Source organism: Devosia enhydra, assembly GCF_900119845.1.
Classification (GTDB): domain Bacteria; phylum Pseudomonadota; class Alphaproteobacteria; order Rhizobiales; family Devosiaceae; genus FPKU01.
Window position 1 is genome coordinate 791,084 of record NZ_FPKU01000001.1, and the last position, 18,861, is coordinate 809,944.

Sequence of the window (18,861 nt, forward strand, 5' to 3'; positions counted from 1 at the left end):
GTTCAGGACTGCGGGTTGAGCCGCTGCCAGACGGCCATGAAGCGTTCCGGCGCAATGCCGGCGTTCGAGCAGAGCGCCAGCAGCAGCGGTTCGTTGCGGGCGAAATGGTCGATGAGCCCGCTCGCCAGAGCGGGCGTTCCGCGCGCAGCCATCAGGGACCGTCCGTCATATCCGGTCTCGGCCATGAAGGCGGCGAGCGCCTCGGGATTTTCGGCGAGGTAGCCAAGGCACAGCTCACCAAGTTGTGTCGTGGCCGGCACTGCCGATTGTTCGCGGATAGGCATCCCAGTGTCCTCGGGCAGCGTTCGTCATTGATGTTAAACCCTTCATCGGGCAGAACACAGGGGGCTGCGCTGGCCCGACAGGGGAATCGCCATGTCCGACAGGACGCGTCCGAAGACGGTGATGATCGTCGAGGACAACGAGCTCAACATGAAGCTGTTCAATGACCTGCTGGAGTCGCAGGGCTATATGGTGATCCAGACCCGAAACGGCATGGAAGCGCTTGAGCTGGCGCGTGCGCATCACCCCGACCTGATCCTGATGGATATCCAGCTGCCCGAGGTTTCGGGCCTCGTCGTCACCAAATGGCTCAAGGAAGACGACGAACTTGCGGCCATTCCGGTCATCGCCGTCACCGCCTTCGCGATGAAGGGTGACGAGGAGCGCATACTGGCCGGCGGCTGCGAGGGCTACATCTCCAAGCCCATCTCCGTGCCTCACTTTTTGGAAACCATTGCCCGCTACATTGGCCCTGCACGATAGCCGGGGGCTTCTCCCCGGCTGATCCATCAGGACAGTGCGGGGGCAAGGATTCGTGACGGCTCGGGTGCTGATCGTTGACGACGTCCCGGCCAATATCAGGTTGCTCGAAGCCCGCCTGTCCGCCGAATATTTCGACGTTCGCGCCGCCACCTCCGGCCCCGCCGCCCTCGATCTCTGCTTTGCCGGTGGCGTCGATGTGGTGCTGCTCGATGTCATGATGCCGGGCATGGACGGCTTTGAGGTCTGCCGCCGGCTCAAGGCCGATCCGCGCACCCAGCACGTTCCCGTCCTGATGATCACTGCGCTGGACCAGCAGAGCGATCGCGTGCGCGGCCTGCAAGTGGGCGCCGACGATTTCATCAGCAAGCCGGTCGATGATCTCCAGCTGCTTGCCCGCGTGCGCTCTCTGTCCCGCCTCAAGCTCCTGACCGACGAGTTGCGGGCCCGCGCGCGCACCGGTGGTGACATTGCCGCCGACGATATCATGCCGGCCGCGGAATCAATGACGCCCGACAATGCCCGCATCCTGCTTGTCGATCCCGACCTGCGCTCGGCCCGCCGCACCATCGAGCAGCTTGGCGCGCGCCACGATGTCGAGATGCTGTCCGAGCCCGAGGAGGTTCCTGCGCGGATCGCGGGTGGCGAGTTCGAGCTCGTCATCGTCAGCATGGCACTTGGCGACCACGACCCGCTGAGGGTGGCCTCGCAACTGCGCACCATGGAACAGGCGCGAACCCTGCCCATCCTCCTCGTTGCCGAGGAGGCCGACCGGGCCCGGGTCATGCGCGGGCTCGACCTCGGCATCAACGACTTCATCCTGCGTCCGGTGGAAAAGAGCGAACTTCTGGCTCGCGTCGCCACGCAGGTGCGCCGGCACAGATACGCCCAGGCGCTGCGGGACAATCTCTCCAATACCCTCGCGCTCGCCATCACCGACCAGCTCACCGGCCTCTACAACCGCCGCTATTTCGACCGCCACCTGACCCTGATGATGGAAAAGGCGCGCGAGCAGGACCGCGATATGGCGGTGATGCTGATCGACATGGACTACTTCAAGACCGTCAACGACACCCATGGTCATGATGTCGGCGATGCCGTGCTGCGCGAATTCGCATTGCGGCTGCGGCGCAATATCCGCGGCGTCGACTTGCCCTGCCGGTTGGGCGGCGAGGAATTCGTCGTGCTGATGCCCGATATCGACCTGCGCAATGCCGAGGGTGTTGCAGAACGCGTGCGTTCGGCGGTTGCCGACCGGCCTTTTGCCGGCGAGGACGCGCGCAGCTTCGGGCTCACCGTATCGGTGGGGGTGGCGCTCAACGAGCTGGCGGACGATACCCCCGACTCGCTGCTCAAGCGCGCCGATGTCGCGCTCTATCGCGCCAAGCGGGAGGGGCGGAACCGGGTGATCTTCGACGCCGCTTGAGGCGTGGAAAAAACCGGGCGACCCGATCCTGTCTCGGCATTAGCCGGCGGTAAGGTTAACGTTTCATTATATTGGCGGGCCAGGGTTGATGCCGGGCCTGAAAAGAGTACCTTCGCGCTCAAGGAGACGCGGCCGACGCGCCGAGCCTCCGCTGCATTCCCTACGGTCAACCTCAGGTCCGCCGCAACTCCTGGGTCCGTAGGGAGGCTGGTCCGGCAAGGCTAGAGTGGCCTCTTCGACACGCCGAGCCGGACCAGCCACTCCGATCCGCAATCGCCCATCACGCGATCGCAGCAAAAAGCCCCGCATCGATGATGCGGGGCTTTTTCATTCAGATCTGGAAGCGATCACTTATTTGATCTTGGCTTCCTTGAAGTCGACATGCTTGCGCACCACCGGATCATACTTCTTGAACGTAAGCTTCTCGGTCTGGGTGCGCGAGTTCTTCTTGGTGACGTAGAAAAATCCGGTGTCGGCCGTTGAGACGAGACGGATCTTGATCGTGTTGGTCTTGGCCATCGTGTTATCCTTGAAACACCGAGCCGCGCGGCAGGCGCGCGGCAATCAATTCGGGCGCAAACTACGGATTTCCGGCCCGAAGTCAAGCGCGACAGAGGGTCAGATCGCCGGCTGACCGGCACTTGCCGGACCGGCGCCATTGCGGCTCGTGCGATAGCGCATGAGCGTTTCCTCATTGGGCGGATAGGTGCCGGGCAGGGGGCGGCCGGCCGCGATCTCGCCGATGACAAAGGCCTCGAGCTGCTCCTGTTGCCAGGCCTCCTCGGCCACCTCCTCGGCGATTTCGCGCGGCACCACCATCACCCCATCGCCATCGCCCACCATGATGTCACCCGGAAAGACCGGTGCCGTCCCGCAGCCGATCGGCAGGTTGATATCGATGGCGTGGTGACGCGTCAGATTGGTAGGGGCCGATGGCGTGGCGCAATAGGTCTGGATCGGCAGGGCCGCGATGTCGTCGGCATCCCGGAGCCCGCCATCGGTCACGACGCCGGCGCAGCCCCGCACCACGAGGCGCGTGAGGAGAATCGCCCCCGCTGAGGCCGCCGTCGCGTCCCCGCGACAATCCATCACCAGCACATGGCCCGACGGAATGGTCTCCACTGCGTGGCGCTGGGGGTGGCGCGGATCGCGGAAGGCGGCGAGCACGTCGAGATCTTCGCGTGCAGGGATGTAGCGCAGCGTGAAGGCAGGCCCCACCATCGTCGCCTTGCGCGTCGAGAGCCGCTTGACGCCCTGCACGAACTGGCAGCGCAGACCCCGGCGGAACAGGGTGGTGGCGAGGGTAGCCGTACTCACCTCGAGGAATTTCTTCCTCAGCTCGGGAGCCATGGGCGCGAGAATGTCGGTCATGGCAGGTCTCCTAACCCTTGACGGCGCCGCCGGTGAGCGCCTGGACGATGAAGCGTTGCAGGATGATGAACATGGTCACCGCAGGCAGCATGGCGATCACCGATGCAGCCGCGAGATAGGGAATGGTCACTTCGCCTTCGGTCTGTCCGGGCGCGAAATTCAGCACGCCGATCGAGATGGGCAGTAATTCGCTGCGCTGGAGCAGGATGAAGGGGATGATGAACTGGCTCCACGAGGAGATGACGTTGAAAATCAGCGCCGCCGCGAGGCCGGGCATGGCCAGCGGCAGGATCACCAGCCGCAGCACCTGGAGCCGGCTCGCACCATCGATCCGCGCCGCTTCGTCGAGCGAGGCCGGGATCGAATCGAAGAAGCCCTTGAGCAGCCAGACGGTGAACGGGATCTCCACCGTGATGTAGATCAGGATCACGCCCAGATGGCTGTCGAGCAGGTTGAGCTGCTCGTAGTAGCGATAGAGCGGAATGGCGATCACCATCGAGGAGATCATCTGATAGACGAGCAGCAACAGCAGCAGCTGCTTGTCGAAGCGGAACCGCAGACGCGAGAAGGCATAGGCTGCGGGCGCCGAGACGAGGATGCAGCCGAGCACCGAGAAGGTGGTGAGGAATACAGAGTTCCACAGCATGCGGCCGATGGTCGTTTCGGTCAGCACATAGATGTAGGTCGAGAGATTGAAGCTCTGCGGCAGGAAGGTCGGCGGCCAGGTGAACACTTCGGTCCGGCTCTTCATCGAGAGCATTACGACCATGATGATCGGGAAGAGTGCGATGGTGACGGCCACGGCGAACCCCAGATAGAGCCCGATATTGCCCAAGAGCCTGAGGCGCGGATTGCCGACGTGATTCTGTGTCTGCTCCATGTGCATAATCCTCAATCGGCCTGGCGGTTGACGCGCAGCAGCCAGAGATAGACGAGCGTCATCAGAAGGTTGATGGCGAGCAGCAGAACCGCGACGGCGGCACCCCGCCCCAGATTCATGAACTTGAAGACCTGCTGGTAGACGCTGAGCCCGATGACTTCGGTGGCGCGCGCCGGGCCGCCCTCGGTAAGCGCCACGATCAGGTCGAAGGTGTTGACCCCGCTGATCGTCATCAGCACGAGCGAGACGAACACCACCGGCACCAGCTGTGGCAGCGTCACGTAGCGGAACCGCGCCCAGGCATTGGCCCCGTCGATCCGCGCCGCCTCATAGAGTTCAGCGGGTATCTTCTGCAGGCCCGCGTAGAGGATGATCATGGTGAAGGCGACACCGCGCCAGACATTGGCCAGGATGGCCGTCAGCAGCGCCAGCCGGGTGTCGGTGAGGAAGGGCACGGAGGTGCCGAAGGCTTCCGAAATCCAGTAGTTGAGCAGCCCATGGCTCGATGTGGAGAGCAGCAGCTTCCAGAGCACGCCCACGATCACGCCGGGGATCACCCAGGCCGCGAGGATGGAGGTGCGCACCACCACCATGCCCTTGAGACCGCGCTTGACGCCCGCATCGATGGCCAGCGCCAGCAGCATGCCCAGCGTCAGCTTGAGCAGCACGCTGCCACCGGCAAAGATCAGCGTGATCTGGAGGCTGCGCATCGTCGCCGGATCACGGAAGAGCCGGCGATAGGAATCGAAGCCATATTCGTAGTCGCCACCGATGAGGCTGGCATTGGTGAAGCTCAGGCGGATCACATCGAGCAGCGGCCAGGTGTAGAACACCAGCAGGAAGAGCCCGGCAGGCAGCAGCCAGAACAGCGGCGCTTCCTGCATCCTTGTCCAGAGGCCGACGCTTCGGCCGAGGCTTTGCGCTTTGGTCACGGCTGTGATCCCAGGGAGGAGAGAAAGGCGGGCCAGCATGGCGGCCCGCCGGCAGGGTCAGTGGGAGTTCGCGCGCGCGATCAGAGCTCGAGCTCTACGGTTGCCCAGGCCTCGTCGACGGCCTGTTCGGGCGTTGCCGCGCCCAGCACGACCTGCTGGAAGGCATTGGCGATGGCCGTTGCCACGACATTGTAGTGCTTGCCATTGGCCATGGGCATGGCCAGCGACACGCCATCGGCGAGGCTCTTATCGAGCGGGTTGTTGACGAAGGCCGTGTACTTGTCGAGCGCGGAGAGACGCGTCGGGGTGTAGCCGCCGGCCTCGCCCCAGCGGGCCATGGCCCAAGGGCCGATATAGGTGTCCATCAGGAGGTCGGTGATCAGCGCCTGCTTTTGCGCGTCCTTGGTGAACATCGCCCAGCTCCAGCCGCCCTGATACATCACGGGCGCGGCGCCATCGAGCTGCGGCATGGGCGCGAAAGCCCATTTGTCGCCATCGGGCGTGGCACGGATGCCGCCGCCCATGAAGGTGCCGCCCAGAACGAACGGCATCTCGCCCGCCGTGACGCGGGAGACGACGTCGCCGGTCGCCGAGAAGGACACGACATCGGACGGCATCACGCCGGCATCGACCTGCTCCTTGTACCAGGACAGCACGCGGATGAGGATGTCGCGATTCTCGCCCTCTCCGAAGACCGGGGTGGAATCGGCGTCATCGGCCATGATCTGACCGCCGAGGCTGGCGACATGGCTCATGAGAGTGAGGCGCATGATCTCGGGACCGCCGAGCACGAAGAGCCCGTAGCGGAAGCCGTTCTGGTCCTTGAGCGCCGCGGCCTGGGTCGCGAGCTCTTCGAGCGAGGCGGGCGGGGTCGGCACCAGATCCTTCCGGTACCACAGGCCATAGGTATAGGCCGTGATCTGGAGGTACTTCACCTCGCCGGTCTCGGGATCCGTCATGGCGTCGAGAATGCCGGGAATAAAGTCGGCCTTGTCGCCCTCCGACAGATAAGGATCGAACGGCTGGGTCAGGCTGTAGAATTTCTGGAAGTCGCGATCCTCGGTCATGATGACGTCGGCGGCGCGGTCTGCGGCGGCATCCTGCAGGCGCTTGGCCACGATCACGGCGTCGTCGCCCTGCTGCACCTGCACCTCGATCTTCACGTCGGGATGCCGATGAATCCAGCTGTCGAACGCCTCGGTCAGCGCATTGCGGCGACGCTCGTCATTGGACTGGTGCGAATAGCCAAAGCGCGGCGACATGGTGATGGTGATCGGCGCATCGGGGCGGCCGATGACTTCCGGGGTAACGAGGCTCTCCTGCGCGCCGGCCATGCCGGGCACCAGCAAGCCGATGATGGTGAGCGGGGCGAGCCAGGCACGGCGCAGCCGTGCAGGGGTGGTCATGGTCCTCATGCAATCCTCCTCCAGAGTGAACGCAGGTCGCGACGATCTCTGCCGTCGCCGTCCGGCCAGTCCGAACCGTGGCCGGATTTGCGCGTCACCCCGAGTTTTTGTCAAGCGAGATTTTATGACTTTTTACAACTTAGCATCGGTCTCAACCTCTGCAGCGTGCCGCATCCGCCTTCCGTTCACCTTGTCCAGCCGAGCCCGTCACAGACCTGTAAGGAGTTGTAATTAACCGCATCGCGGTGCTAGAAGCGCCTCAACAGATCGGTGAGGGCGAGATGAAGATTACCGGGATCAAGACCTTTCTCATGCGGGCAGGCCCGCCGCGCAATCCGCTGGCCCAGCCCAGTGCCGATGCCACCCCCAGCTTTTCGACCGGCCAGCCCGACAACGGCACGCGGCACTGGCTGTTCGTCAAGGTCACGACCGATGAAGGCATAACCGGCATCGGCGAGGGCAGCGGCTGGCCCGTGGTGGTCGAGGCCGCGGTGCGCGATCTCGCGCCTGTCGTCATCGATGAGGATCCGGCCGATATCGAGCGGCTCTGGCAGAAGATGTTCGTCGCCCAGATGGGGCACGGCCAGACGGGCACCGTCGGGGCAGGGGCCATCACCGCCATAGAGACCGCGCTCTGGGACATCAAGGGCAAGGTGCTCGGCACGCCGGTGTGGAATCTCCTGGGCGGCAAGATGCGCGACCGCATCCGCGTCTATGGCCATGCCAGCACGCCCGAGCAGGCCCGCGCCTATGTCGAGATGGGCTACACCGCGCTCAAGACGGGTGGCGTGCACCGCGTGCCCGAGAAGGTGGCGCGGCTGCGCGATGCCTTAGGACCCGAGATCGATCTGATGCTCGACCTGCACGGCGCGCCCTGGCTCACCACCAAGGACGCGATGATCATCGGGCGCAGCCTCGAGCAGTATCGTCCGCTGTTCTGGGAGGATCCGGTGGCGCCCGAAAACATCGACGGCTTGCGGCGGTTGCGCGACGCGGTCGCCATTCCGCTCGCGGCCGGCGAGCGCTGGGCCAATATCTGGGGCCTCAACCAGTTGCTCGGCGAAGGGCTGGTCGATGTCGTGCAACCCGATACCGGCCGATCCGGCGGCATCTCGCAGATGAAAAAGATCGCGGCGATGGCCGAGGCCCGCTTCATCACCGTGGCGCCGCACGCCGGCTCGCTCGGGCCGGTGGCCGAATATGCGGCGATCCACGTCATGGCGGCGATCCCCAACGCGCTGGTGCTTGAACGCTTCGCGCTCGATTGGGAGCCGCGCGAGCGCGTCATCGACCCGAGCCCCGAAATCGTCGATGGCCATGTCATCGTGCCCACGGCCCCGGGGCTGGGCGTCGACATCGTCGAGGAAGAGGTGGCCAAATATCCGCCGGGCCACAACGTCGCCGTGCGCGGCACCGCCAAGGTCAATGCCTATGAGGCCGGCACCTTCAGGGAGGCCGTCTACGTCCAGACCCGCTGGCAGCGCCAGTCGGTGTTTCCCAAATGACGGGGCGGCCCGCAGCCATTATGATGGATGGTGGGCCCATCCTCTCTGATACGGGCCGGGAAGCAGCGGATATCCTGACGGTGAGTGACGACACAACCAGCACGCAGACAAGGCAGCGCAGTCTCGCCGATATCGTCTACGAGCAGGTGCTCGCCGAGATCGTCGATGGCGTCTTTGCCGAAAATTCGCGCCTGCCGGCCGAAGGCGCGCTGGCCGAGCGATTCGGCGTGTCGCGGCCTGTCGTGCGCGAGGCGCTGGCACGGCTGCGCGACGATGGTCTCATCGTCTCCCGCCAGGGATCGGGCAGCTATGTCACCGCGCGGCCGGCCCGGGCGGTGCGCGCGCTGGCGCCCCTCTCGTCGATCTCGGACATGCAGCGCTGCTTCGAGTTTCGCGTCGGCGTGGAGGGCGATGCCGCCTATCAGGCTGCCCTGAGGCGCTCGGACGCCGACATCGCGCAATTGCGCACCGCGTTCGCGGCGCTCGACGATGTGGTGAGGCGCAATGCGCTCGGCGTCACCGAGGATTACGATTTTCACCTCGCGGTGTGCCTCGCGACGCACAACCGCTTCTATGTGGGGATGCTGGAATTCCTGCGCGAGAACATGGTGATGGGCATCAACCTCACGCGCAATCTGTCGCTCAGGCGTTCGTCCGAGCGATTGAAGCTCATCCAGTCCGAGCATGCTGCCGTCGTCGATGCCATCGTCGCGGGCGATGCCGAGGCGGCGCGGCTCGCGATGCGGGCGCATATCGAGAATGCCAAGAGGCGCGTGTTCGAGGGCGTCGACGAAGACATGGGCGCCTGAGTGGCGCCCATTTCGCTTTTCAGACCTCGGGGATCTCGCGCGGCCGGTTGGGATCAAAGCCATGCATGCGGTTGGCCCATTGCAGGCCCACGAGCCCGCCCTTGATGGAAGGCAGCATGGCGAGCGGCAGGATCACGGCCAGCGGCAGCATGGTGTAGAGATAGGTCAACGGATTGACCTGCATGGCGATTTCCATGTGCAGCATGATGCCGACAAGCAGATGCCCGACGATCATGATGGCGATATAGGGCGGGCCATCATCGGCGCGGTGATGCTTGAGCTCTTCGCCACACGCATCGCAGCTGTCAGCAACCTTGAGATAGCCGCGGAACATGTGACCCTCGCCGCAATGCGGGCATTTGAGCTTCATGCCGTTCCAGATGGCCCGGCCGACATCGCGCTTGTCCTGCGCCACGATCTTCACGCCCATGTCTATTTCTTCCTTCGGCCCGACGGCGGAGCCTTGCCGCCGCTGCGAGTGCGTCCCGTTGGTCGTCCCTTATACGTCCTAGATGGGCTTCGCCCGGCGCGTTTGAAATTGGACGGATTGACGCGGGTGCCCTCGGACAACAACTCGAAGCGCAGGGCGCCGGCAAGCGGTGCCACTTCGAGCAGCCGGACGGTCACCGTGTCGCCGAGTCGGAACATCTCGCCCGTGCGGTCTCCCACCAGCGCCTGTTCCTCTTCGACATGACGATAATAGTCCTCACCGATCGTGGAGGCCGGGATGAAGCCATCGGCCCCGGTATCGCTCAGCCGCACGAAGAGCCCGGCCCGCGTGACCCCGGCGATTCGTCCGGTGAACCGCGCGCCGATCTGACCGGCGAGGAAATGCGCCATCAGCCGGTCGACGGTTTCGCGCTCGGCCGACATGGCGCGCCGCTCGGTAGCCGAGATGTGCTGGGCGATGCCGACCAGCCGGCTCTCGTCCTCCTCCCTCAGACCGTCGCTGCCAAAGCCCAGCGCCGAAATCAGCGCGCGGTGCACGATGAGGTCGGCATAGCGTCGGATGGGCGAGGTGAAGTGGGCATAACGGTCCAGGTTGAGCCCGAAATGCCCGTAATTTTCCGGCGAGTATTCAGCCTGCGCCTGGCTGCGCAGCACCATCTCCGAAACCTGGTGGCTCTTGCCGCCGGCCTCGGCCTTGGCGAGCACGCGGTTGAAGTGTTCGGGTCGCACCGCATCTCCCGCCTGGAACGACAGCTCCAGCGAGCCGAGGAATTCGCGCAGCGCGAGCAGCTTTTCTTCGCTCGGCACGTCATGCACGCGATAGACCAGCGGGGAGCGATGCTTTTCGAGCGTCTCGGCCGCCGCCACATTGGCCGCGATCATCATCTCTTCGATCAGCCGGTGCGCATCGAGGCGCTCGGGCACGCGAATGTCGCTGACCATACCATTGGCGTCGAGGATGATCTTGCGCTCGGGCAGGTCGAGATCGAGCGGCCCCCTGCGCGTGCGCGCCCTCTTCATGCTCTCATAAGCGGCCCAGAGCGGCTTGAGGATTGTCTCGAGCAGGGGGCCGGTGACATCGTCCGGGCGCCCGTCGATGGCCGCCTGTGCCTGCTCATAGGCGAGCTTGCCGGCGGAGCGGAACAGCACGCGATGGAAGCTGTGGCTCTTCTTGTGGCCCTCGGCATCGATGACCATGCGCAGCGCAAGCGCCGGCCGGTTGACCCCGGGTTTGAGCGAACATAGCTCGTTCGAAATCCGCTCGGGCAGCATCGGCACCACCCGGTCGGGAAAATAGACCGAGTTGCCGCGCAGATACGCCTCGCGATCGAGCGCGCTGCCGGGCCGGACATAAGCCGCGACATCAGCAATGGCGATGTGGATGATGTGGCCGCCCGGATTGCTCGGGTCGCTGTCGGGCTCGGCATGCACCGCGTCGTCATGATCCTTGGCATCGGCCGGATCTATGGTGATGAGCGGAATATCGCGCCAGTCCTCGCGCCCCGAAAGCGTCGCCTCCTTTGCCGCTTCTGCCTCCTGCAAGGCTGCGGTTGGGAAGCGATAGGGGATTTCGAGGCTGTGGATGGCGATCATGCTGACCGCCCCTTCGCTTGCCGGATTGCCGATTACCGACACAACCTTGGCCCGCGGGATCATCAGCCGGCCGCTGGGCTTGACCTCCACTTCCACGAGGTCGCCATCGCGCGCCTCGCCGAGATCGCCCAGGTGGATCCGCATCTCGCGCTGCTTGCGATCGACCGGAATGAGCCGCGCACCCTCCTCGTCGCGCCGCACGATGCCGATCTGCCCGCGGCGCGGCTTGTCGAGGATCTTCATCGGGCGGGCGGTGTAGACCGGAATGCTGCCATCGCCCGCATCGATGCGCGCCAGGATGCGGTCGCCGGGGCCCGGCACCACGCGCGCCGACTTGCCGCCCAGAATGCTGACCCGAGGGGCAGGGCCCTCGTCCTCGCTCCAGTTCGCCGGCAATCCGTAGAGCGCTTCGGGATCGGCGTCGGTAGGAATATCGAGCACGGTCACGGCGGGCAGGGTGGCCGCCCGGCGCAGCGTGCGACGCTTGCGCGAGATATGGCCTTCGCCTTCGAGCTGCTTCAGGAGATCGCGAAAAGGGGCCCGCATGGAGCCGCCTATGCCGAAATGGCGCACCAGGTCGCGCTTGGTATCGAGGCCGGGCACATTGGCCATGGCATCGAGCACCGCCTCGCGCGACGGCAGGCTCGGCAGCTTTTCGGTATCGTCTTGGGGTATGCGGGGCATCGGGCCTTCCAGCAGCGGGGAATCAAGCGCGCGGAGGGCAACCGCGTCATCCTGCAATAAGATAGGACGCGCGATGCGGTTTCCCAAGAGCGGCGATTTCCGGGCGGTCAGCCCCGGCCGCTGCATCGAGGCCGGGCCTCCTGTGAGGGTCAGGCCTCGACGGACTTAGCCTTGCTGGTCGGTGTCGACTTGGCGGGAGCCTTTTTCGCGGCCGGCTTCTTTGCGGCAGGCTTTTTAGCCGTCGCGGCTTTTTCGGCCGGAGCCGCCTTGCTCTTGCTCGCGGTCTTGGCGGCGGTAGTCTTGCCCGTTGCCTTGGTAGCAGTTTTGCGCGCCGGCTTCTTGGTCGCGCCCGCACGTTCGGCCAGCAGTTCGAGCGCCTGCTCGATCGTTACGTCCTCGGGCTTTGTCGTCTTGGGCAGGGTGGCATTGACCTTGCCCTGGTTGACATAAGGCCCATATCGTCCATCGCGCACGGTGATGGCGCCATCGGCATGCTCGAAGCTCTTGATCGCCGCGGGCGTAGCGGTCCGCCGCCCGCCGCCTGCCGCCTTGGCCGCGATCAGGTCGACGGCGCGGTTGAGGCCGACGGTGAACACTTCCTCGACATCGGACAGGTTGGCATATTTGCCATCATGGAGCACGAACGGCCCGTAGCGGCCGATGCCCGCCGTGATGGGCTGGCCGGTCTCGGGATGCAGGCCCACGAGGCGCGGCAGCGACAGAAGTTCGAGCGCTTTCTCAAGCGTCAGCGACGCCGGCGTCCAGCCCTTGGGCAGGCTTGAGCGCTTGGGCTCGCTGCCTTCGCCAAGCTGCACATATGGCCCGAAGCGGCCCGATTTCAGGAAGATCTGTTCCCCCGAGTCCGGGTCGGTGCCGAGCACGCCATCGCCCGATGCTTCTGCCGTGGCGCCGGTCGCGGCATCCGAAAGCTGCATGGTGTGGCGGCACTCGGGGTAGTTCGAGCAGCCGATGAAGGCCCCGAATTTGCCGATCTTGAGCGAAAGCTGGCCCGTGCCGCAGGAAGGGCACGCGCGTGGATCCGAGCCATCGGGCTTTTCGGGAAAGATGTGATCCTTGAGCAGGTCGTTGAGCGCGTCGAGCACCTCCGACACCCGCAGGTCCTTTATCTCCTCGACCTGATGGTGGAACTGCCGCCAGAAGTCGCGCAGCACGTCCTTCCACTCGAGCTTGCCGTCCGAAATGAGGTCGAGCTGCTCCTCGAGGCTGGCGGTAAAGCCATATTCCACGTAACGCGCAAAGAAGCTCTCGAGGAACGCTGTAACGATGCGGCCGCGATCCTCGGGCACCAGCGCCCGCTTTTCGAGCCGCACGTAATTGCGGTCCTGCAGCACGGTGATGGTCGCCGCGTAGGTCGAGGGCCGGCCGATGCCGAGCTCCTCCATCTTCTTGATCAGGCTCGCTTCGGTATAGCGGGGCGGCGGCTGGGTGAAGTGCTGCTCGATATCGCAGCTCTTGAGCGCCGGGCGATCGCCTTCGGCTAGCGCAGGCAGCTCGCGGCTGTCCTCGTCTTCCGCATCGTCCTGGCGATCTTCGCGGGCTTCCACGCCATACAGCGCGAGGAAGCCGGGGAAGGTCACGACCGATCCCACCGCACGCAGGGCGATCTCGCGGCCGGCATTTTCAACCGCGATATCGGCAGTGGTGCGCTCGATTTCGGCGGCCCGCATCTGGCTGGCCAGCGTGCGGCGCCAGATCAGCCCGTAAAGCTTTTGCTGGTCGGCTTCGAGATCGCGCGAGGCATCGGGATGCCGGAACATGTCGGTGGGGCGGATGGCCTCGTGGGCCTCCTGCGCATTCTTGGCCTTGCTCTGATAGAGCCGCGGCGTTGGCGGCAGATAGGCCGTGCCGAATTCCTTTTCGATCGAACGGCGCGCCTGCTCGATCGCCTCGGGGGCCATCTGCACGCCGTCGGTTCGCATATAGGTGATGACACCTGCCTCGTAGAGGCGCTGGGCCGCCTGCATGGTGCGCGAGGGCGAAAAGCCCAACCGCGACGAGGCATCCTGCTGCAGGCTCGAGGTGGTGAAGGGGGCGTAGGGATTGCGCCGCGTCGGCTTCTTCTCGACGCCCGTCACACGGAAGGCGCCGCGATCGATCGCAGCCTTGATGGCCGCCGCCTCATCGCCATTGCCAATATCGAGCTTGTCGGTCTTGTTGCCATCCACCGCATAGAGGCGGGCCGGGAACACCTTGCCCGACTTTTCGAGATTGGCGATGATGCTCCAGTATTCCTGGGGCTTGAACCGCTCGATCTCGGCCTCGCGATCGCACACGAGACGCAGCGAAACGGACTGCACGCGCCCCGCGGAGCGAGAACCCGGCAGCTTGCGCCACAGGATCGGCGAGAGGGTGAACCCCACGAGATAATCGAGGGCGCGGCGCGCCAGATAGGCATCGACGAGGTCCTCGTCGATGGCGCGGGGGTGCTTCATCGCCTCGGTGATCGCCGACTTGGTGATGGCGTTGAAGACAACGCGGCTGACCGGCTTGTCCTTGATCGCCTTCTTTTCCCTGAGCACGTCCAGAACGTGCCAGGCAATCGCCTCGCCTTCGCGATCGGGGTCGGATGCCAGGATGATCTCGTCGGCTTCCTTCACGGCCCGCGCGATCTCGGCGACGTGCTTCTTGGAGCCGGCGTCGATCTCCCAGCTCATCGCGAAATCGTCATCGGGCAACACCGAGCCATCCTTGGATGGCAGGTCGCGGATGTGGCCAAAGCTCGCGAGAACCTCGTAGTCCTTGCCGAGATATTTGTTGATCGTCTTGGCCTTGGCCGGACTTTCAACGATGACGAGCTTCATTCGGGGTGGTTCCTGGCGCCGCTTCGATGCGGGCGCAACATGGTGAAGCGCCTCTCGGGTGTCAACCAACATCGCGGAAAGGGCATGGCGGCCGCTCTGGCCGAAGCGCTGCGCCGTGTCAGGCGCGCAACGAGACCAGTTGCCCGCTCGACCATTCGAGCCGGCCTTCGAGATCGAGCTCGATCAACAGGATTTGCATCGCTGCGGCCCGGATGCCGGTCTCCGACACAAGGTCGTCCACCGCCGTCGGCGTTATTGAGAGTGCCGAAATCAGCCGCGCCCGATCGCTCTCTGCCGGCGGCTCGGTCGGCGCCCCCAATTCGGCGATCTCGGGGGTCCAGTCCGGCTCGAAGAGCTGGGTGCGGCTCGGGTCGGCCGTCTGCAACACCTCGACGATGTCAGCCGCCGACGTGATGAGCCTTGCGCCCTGCTGGATCAGCGCATTGCCGCCTTCCGCGCGGGGGTCGAGCGGCGATCCGGGCACCGCAAACACCTCACGGTTCTGCTCGAGAGCCAGCCGCGCCGTGATCAGCGAGCCGGAGCGTTTGGCCGCTTCAACCACCAGAACGCCGAGCGAGAGGCCGGACACGAGCCGATTGCGCCGGGGAAAGTCCCGCGCCCTCGGCTCCCAGCCCAGCGGCATTTCCGTCAGCAGCCATCCACCGCGATCCGCAATCTCCTCGGCCAGCGGCAGGTTTTCGGCCGGATAGATGCGATCAAGACCACCAGCGAGCACGGCCACGGTGCCGGTGTCGAGCGTCGCCTGATGCGCCGCCGCATCGATGCCGCGGGCGAGGCCCGAAACGACCACAAAGCCGGCTTCGCCCAGGTCGCGTGACAGGATGCGGGTGAGCTTCTGCCCCGCAGCGGAGGCATTGCGCGCGCCCACCACGCCGACGGTGCGTCCAAGGTCCATGCGGCGCGCGCCCACGATGGTCACCAGCGGCGGTGGGCCGGAGATGTGATGCAGCAGCGGCGGGTAATCGGGTTCGCCGGCGGCCACCATGCGTCCGCCTAAGCGCTCGGTGGCGGCGATTTCGTCCTCGGCTTCGCCCTTGCTGGGCACGCGGCTCGCCACCCCCGACCGACCGGCGATATGGGGCAGGGCCTCGAGCGCCGCCTCGGCCGAACCGAAGCGATTGAGCAATTGCCTGAAGGTGACCCCGCCGACATTATCCGTGCGGATAAGGCGCAACCACGCGACGCGCTGGGCCGGCGAGAGCTGCCTGCCGCGCGCGCCGCTCATCTCAGCGCGGCTTTCCGCCGGAGCTCCCGATCCGGGGTTCGGTGCCCTGGATCAGCCTCGCGATGTTGGAGCGATGCTTGATGAAGAGGAGTACGGCCAGAAAAGCGGTTGTGGCCGCAAGGATCGGCCCATCCCACGCATAGGCAAAAAGCGGTGCCGTCGCCGCCGCCGTCAGTGCCGCCAGCGATGAGAACCGCTGCGCGAAGGCGATCACCAGCCAGGTGGCACAAAAGATCAGCCCGATGATCCAGTTGAGCGCCATCAGCACGCCGATGAAGGTCGCGACACCCTTGCCGCCCTTGAATTTGAGCCAGACGGGAAAGACATGGCCGAGGAACGCACCGATCGCCGCGCCATGCACGATCAGCGCGCCGTCGAGAGAGCTTTCCCAGCCCTGGAAGGGCAGGATGAAATAGCGAGCGATCAGCACCGCAACCGCGCCCTTGAGCGCGTCGAGAAGCAATGTCGCGGCAGCCAGCTTCTTGTTGCCGGTGCGTAAAACGTTGGTGGCCCCGATATTCCCCGAGCCGATCGACCGGATATCGCCGAGCCCGGCCGCGCGCGTCAGCAGCAGTCCGAAGGGGATCGAGCCCAGCAGATAGCCGGTGAGCAGGGCAAAGATCGCGCGAATGATGATATCGGTCGCGCCCGTGGCCGATTCTACCCCCATGCTACCGCCCCTCCTCGTGGGCGAACACCGTTTCGCCCGCCACCACGGTCCGCATCACCTTGCCAGCAAGTCTCGCGCCTTCAAAGCTCGTATTGCGCGAGCGCGAGCGGAAACTGGCTTCCTTGACCACCCAGGGGTAGTCGAGGTCGATGACGACGAGATCGGCCGGTGCGCCCCTGGCCAGCCGCCCCGCCTCGAGCCCCAGGATTTCAGCCGGCCGCGAGGTCATCGCCCCAAGCATCCGCAGCAGCGGAACGTCCCCCGAATGCACCAGCCGTAGGGCCGCCGCCAGCAGCGTCTCGAGCCCGATGGCGCCATCGGACGCTTCGCCGAAGGGCTGGCGCTTGACCTCGCTATCCTGCGGATCATGATCGGAATGAATGACATCGACGGTGCCATCGGCGAGCCCCGCCACCAGCGCGCGGCGATCATCCTCGCTGCGCAGCGGGGGATTGAGCCGGAAGAAACTGCGATAGGATCCGATATCGTTTTCGTTCAACGTCAACGAGTTGATCGAGGCGCCGCATGTGGCGCGCGAACCCCGGCGGCGCGCTTCCGCCATGATCTCGACGCTCCGGGCGGTGGAGATCTGTGCCGCGTGATAGCGCACCCCGGTGAGGTCGGCGAGGGCCAGGTCGCGCGAGAGCGGAATGCTCTCGGCCTCGCCAGGAATGCCCTTGAGCCCAAGCATCGTCGCCAGCGGCCCCTCGTTCATCACCCCTTCGCCAGCAAGGCTGTTATCCCGCACATGGTGGAAGACGGGCATGTCGAAATTGGCCGCATATGAGAAAGCCGACCGCAGGAGGCCGGTGGACTGGATCGACTGGCGCCCATCCGACAGGCAGACCGCGCCGGCCTCCTGGAGCAAGCCGAATTCCGTCAGCTCCTTGCCGGCCAGCCCGCGCGTGATGGCGCCGGCCGCGAGCACATTGACCCTGGCCGTGGCCTTGGCGCGGCGCTGGAGATAGTCCACCATCGCCCCTTCATCGATCACCGGCGTCGTGTCGGGCATGGCGAGAAAGCTGGTGACGCCACCGGCCGCTGCCGCCTGTCCGGCACTAGCCAGCGTCTCGCGATATTCGTGTCCCGGCTCGCCGGTGAACACCCGAAGATCGATGAGCCCCGGCGCCACGGCCAGTCCGCCAACATCAATAATCTCGGCATCGGCCGGCGCACCCGACATGCCGCCTTCGACCATATCGGCAATGCGCCCGTTCTCGATGAGCAACGCGCCGCGCGAATCGCGGCCGCTGGCGGGATCGAGGATGCGGGCATTGCTGAAAACCAGCGGACGGGGGCTCATCGCGCACCTCCCGAAAGCAGCGCATCGAGCACGGCCATGCGCACGGCGACGCCCATCTCGACCTGTTCGGTGATGACCGACCGGCTGCCATCGGCGATGGCGGGATCGATCTCGACGCCGCGATTCATCGGGCCGGGATGCATTACGATGGCGTCCGGCCGCGCAAAGCCGAGCTTTTCTTCATCGAGGCCATAGAACCGGTAATATTCCCGCACCGAGGGGATCATCCGCCCGCTGGCCCGCTCGTGCTGAAGGCGAAGCATCATCACCACATCGGCGTCGCGCAGGCCGGCCTCCATATCGGTATGCACTTCGGTGGCCAACTGGTCGATGCCGCGCGGCAAAAGGGTGCGCGGCGCCACCACGCGGGTGCGCACATTGAGCGCGCCCAGCAGCAGCAGGTTCGAGCGTGCGACGCGCGAATGCGCGATGTCCCCACAGATGGCGACGGTCAGCCCGGCCAGCCGGCCCTTGTGACGGCGAATGGTCAGCGCATCGAGCAGCGCCTGTGTGGGATGCTCATGGGCGCCGTCCCCGGCATTGATCACCGAGCACCCGACCTTCTGCGACAGCAACTCCACCGCCCCCGCCGCCGAGTGGCGCACGATGATGACATCAGGCTGCATGGCGTTCAGCGTCGCGGCCGTGTCTATCAGCGTCTCGCCCTTGCTCACCGAAGAGGTGCGCACCGACATGTTGACCACGAGCGCGCCAAGCCGCTTGCCGGCGATCTCGAACGACCCCTGCGTGCGCGTCGAGGCTTCGAAGAAGAGGTTGATCTGGGTCTTGCCCGACAGCGTCGGCAGGGACTTTCGCTCCTGCCGGGATACGGGGATCATCGCCTCGGCGCGGTCGAGCAGGTTCAGGATGTCGGGGGGAGAAAGCTGGGCGATGCCAAGCAGATGCCGATGCGGGAAGGGCGTGCTTGCGCGCAGAGCTTCCGTGGAAGCGGTGTCGGGCATGGGCGGACGTGTCCTCGGGTCAGCGCGGTCTAGCGGCAGC

The 18,861-nt window shown here is 65.3% G+C and carries 17 protein-coding genes; 4 read left to right on the forward strand and 13 right to left on the reverse strand.

Annotation, left to right across the window (positions count from 1 at the left end; genetic code table 11):
* Positions 1-2: 2 nt before the first annotated feature.
* On the reverse strand, positions 3-284 hold the full coding sequence (locus BT183_RS03895) for a DUF3572 family protein (protein ID WP_072339198.1): 282 nt from the start codon (positions 282-284) through the stop codon (positions 3-5).
* A 91-nt stretch (positions 285-375) separates the two neighbouring features.
* Here BT183_RS03895 and BT183_RS03900 point away from each other — a divergent pair, with 91 nt between their 5' ends.
* Both BT183_RS03900 and BT183_RS03905 read left to right on the forward strand, forming a co-directional pair.
* Entirely contained in the window at positions 376-765 is a 390-nt protein-coding gene (locus BT183_RS03900; RefSeq protein ID WP_072339200.1) for a response regulator, read from the forward strand.
* Positions 766-817: 52 nt separating this feature from the next.
* A complete protein-coding gene (locus BT183_RS03905) occupies positions 818-2,188 on the forward strand; it encodes a PleD family two-component system response regulator (RefSeq protein ID WP_072339202.1) in 1,371 nt (456 codons plus the stop codon).
* Between the two features lie 351 nt (positions 2,189-2,539).
* On the opposite strand, the gene rpmG is transcribed toward BT183_RS03905, so the two are convergent.
* The 5 genes from rpmG to BT183_RS03930 all read right to left on the reverse strand — a co-directional run bounded on the left by rpmG (position 2,540) and on the right by BT183_RS03930 (position 6,786).
* Entirely contained in the window at positions 2,540-2,707 is a 168-nt protein-coding gene (rpmG, locus tag BT183_RS03910; protein WP_072339204.1) for a 50S ribosomal protein L33, read from the reverse strand.
* A gap of 99 nt (positions 2,708-2,806) precedes the next feature.
* Entirely contained in the window at positions 2,807-3,559 is a 753-nt protein-coding gene (locus BT183_RS03915; protein ID WP_072339205.1) for a ribonuclease activity regulator RraA, read from the reverse strand.
* A 10-nt stretch (positions 3,560-3,569) separates the two neighbouring features.
* Positions 3,570-4,439: a carbohydrate ABC transporter permease gene (locus tag BT183_RS03920; RefSeq protein WP_072339207.1), complete on the reverse strand. Its 870-nt coding sequence runs from the start codon at positions 4,437-4,439 to the stop codon at positions 3,570-3,572.
* Between the two features lie 11 nt (positions 4,440-4,450).
* Positions 4,451-5,371 (reverse strand): carbohydrate ABC transporter permease, encoded by a 921-nt coding sequence (locus tag BT183_RS03925; protein WP_177282387.1) that lies wholly within the window; start codon positions 5,369-5,371, stop codon positions 4,451-4,453.
* An 80-nt stretch (positions 5,372-5,451) separates the two neighbouring features.
* Positions 5,452-6,786, reverse strand: a complete 1,335-nt coding sequence (locus BT183_RS03930; RefSeq protein WP_072339209.1) for a type 2 periplasmic-binding domain-containing protein — start codon at positions 6,784-6,786, stop codon at positions 5,452-5,454.
* A gap of 272 nt (positions 6,787-7,058) precedes the next feature.
* On the opposite strand from BT183_RS03930, the gene BT183_RS03935 reads away from it, so the two are divergent.
* Both BT183_RS03935 and BT183_RS03940 read left to right on the forward strand, forming a co-directional pair.
* Complete coding sequence (locus BT183_RS03935) at positions 7,059-8,282, forward strand: mandelate racemase/muconate lactonizing enzyme family protein (RefSeq protein ID WP_072339211.1); 1,224 nt, start codon at positions 7,059-7,061, stop codon at positions 8,280-8,282.
* An 80-nt stretch (positions 8,283-8,362) separates the two neighbouring features.
* Entirely contained in the window at positions 8,363-9,091 is a 729-nt protein-coding gene (locus tag BT183_RS03940) for a FadR/GntR family transcriptional regulator (RefSeq protein ID WP_072341489.1), read from the forward strand.
* A 19-nt stretch (positions 9,092-9,110) separates the two neighbouring features.
* Here BT183_RS03940 and BT183_RS03945 read toward each other — a convergent pair whose 3' ends face one another.
* The 7 genes from BT183_RS03945 to BT183_RS03975 form a co-directional block, all read right to left on the reverse strand.
* Entirely contained in the window at positions 9,111-9,521 is a 411-nt protein-coding gene (locus BT183_RS03945; protein WP_072339213.1) for a DUF983 domain-containing protein, read from the reverse strand.
* A gap of 2 nt (positions 9,522-9,523) precedes the next feature.
* Positions 9,524-11,818, reverse strand: a complete 2,295-nt coding sequence (rnr, locus tag BT183_RS03950) for a ribonuclease R (protein WP_084603387.1) — start codon at positions 11,816-11,818, stop codon at positions 9,524-9,526.
* Positions 11,819-11,967: 149 nt separating this feature from the next.
* A complete protein-coding gene (gene topA, locus BT183_RS03955) occupies positions 11,968-14,640 on the reverse strand; it encodes a type I DNA topoisomerase (protein ID WP_072339217.1) in 2,673 nt (890 codons plus the stop codon).
* Positions 14,641-14,758: 118 nt separating this feature from the next.
* Complete coding sequence (gene dprA / locus BT183_RS03960; protein WP_072339219.1) at positions 14,759-15,886, reverse strand: DNA-processing protein DprA; 1,128 nt, start codon at positions 15,884-15,886, stop codon at positions 14,759-14,761.
* A gap of 1 nt (position 15,887) precedes the next feature.
* The gene (plsY, locus tag BT183_RS03965; protein ID WP_072339221.1) at positions 15,888-16,556 is read right to left on the reverse strand and encodes a glycerol-3-phosphate 1-O-acyltransferase PlsY; all 669 of its coding nucleotides are present in this window, start codon (positions 16,554-16,556) and stop codon (positions 15,888-15,890) included.
* Between the two features lies 1 nt (position 16,557).
* Positions 16,558-17,859 carry a dihydroorotase gene (gene pyrC / locus BT183_RS03970; RefSeq protein ID WP_072339223.1) on the reverse strand — a complete coding sequence of 434 codons (1,302 nt, stop codon included), beginning with the start codon at positions 17,857-17,859 and terminating at the stop codon, positions 16,558-16,560.
* Positions 17,856-18,821, reverse strand: coding sequence for an aspartate carbamoyltransferase catalytic subunit (locus BT183_RS03975; RefSeq protein ID WP_072339225.1), 966 nt, complete (start codon positions 18,819-18,821; stop codon positions 17,856-17,858). Before BT183_RS03975 ends, pyrC begins: the two co-directional genes overlap by 4 nt.
* Between the last annotated feature and the right edge of the window lie 40 nt (positions 18,822-18,861).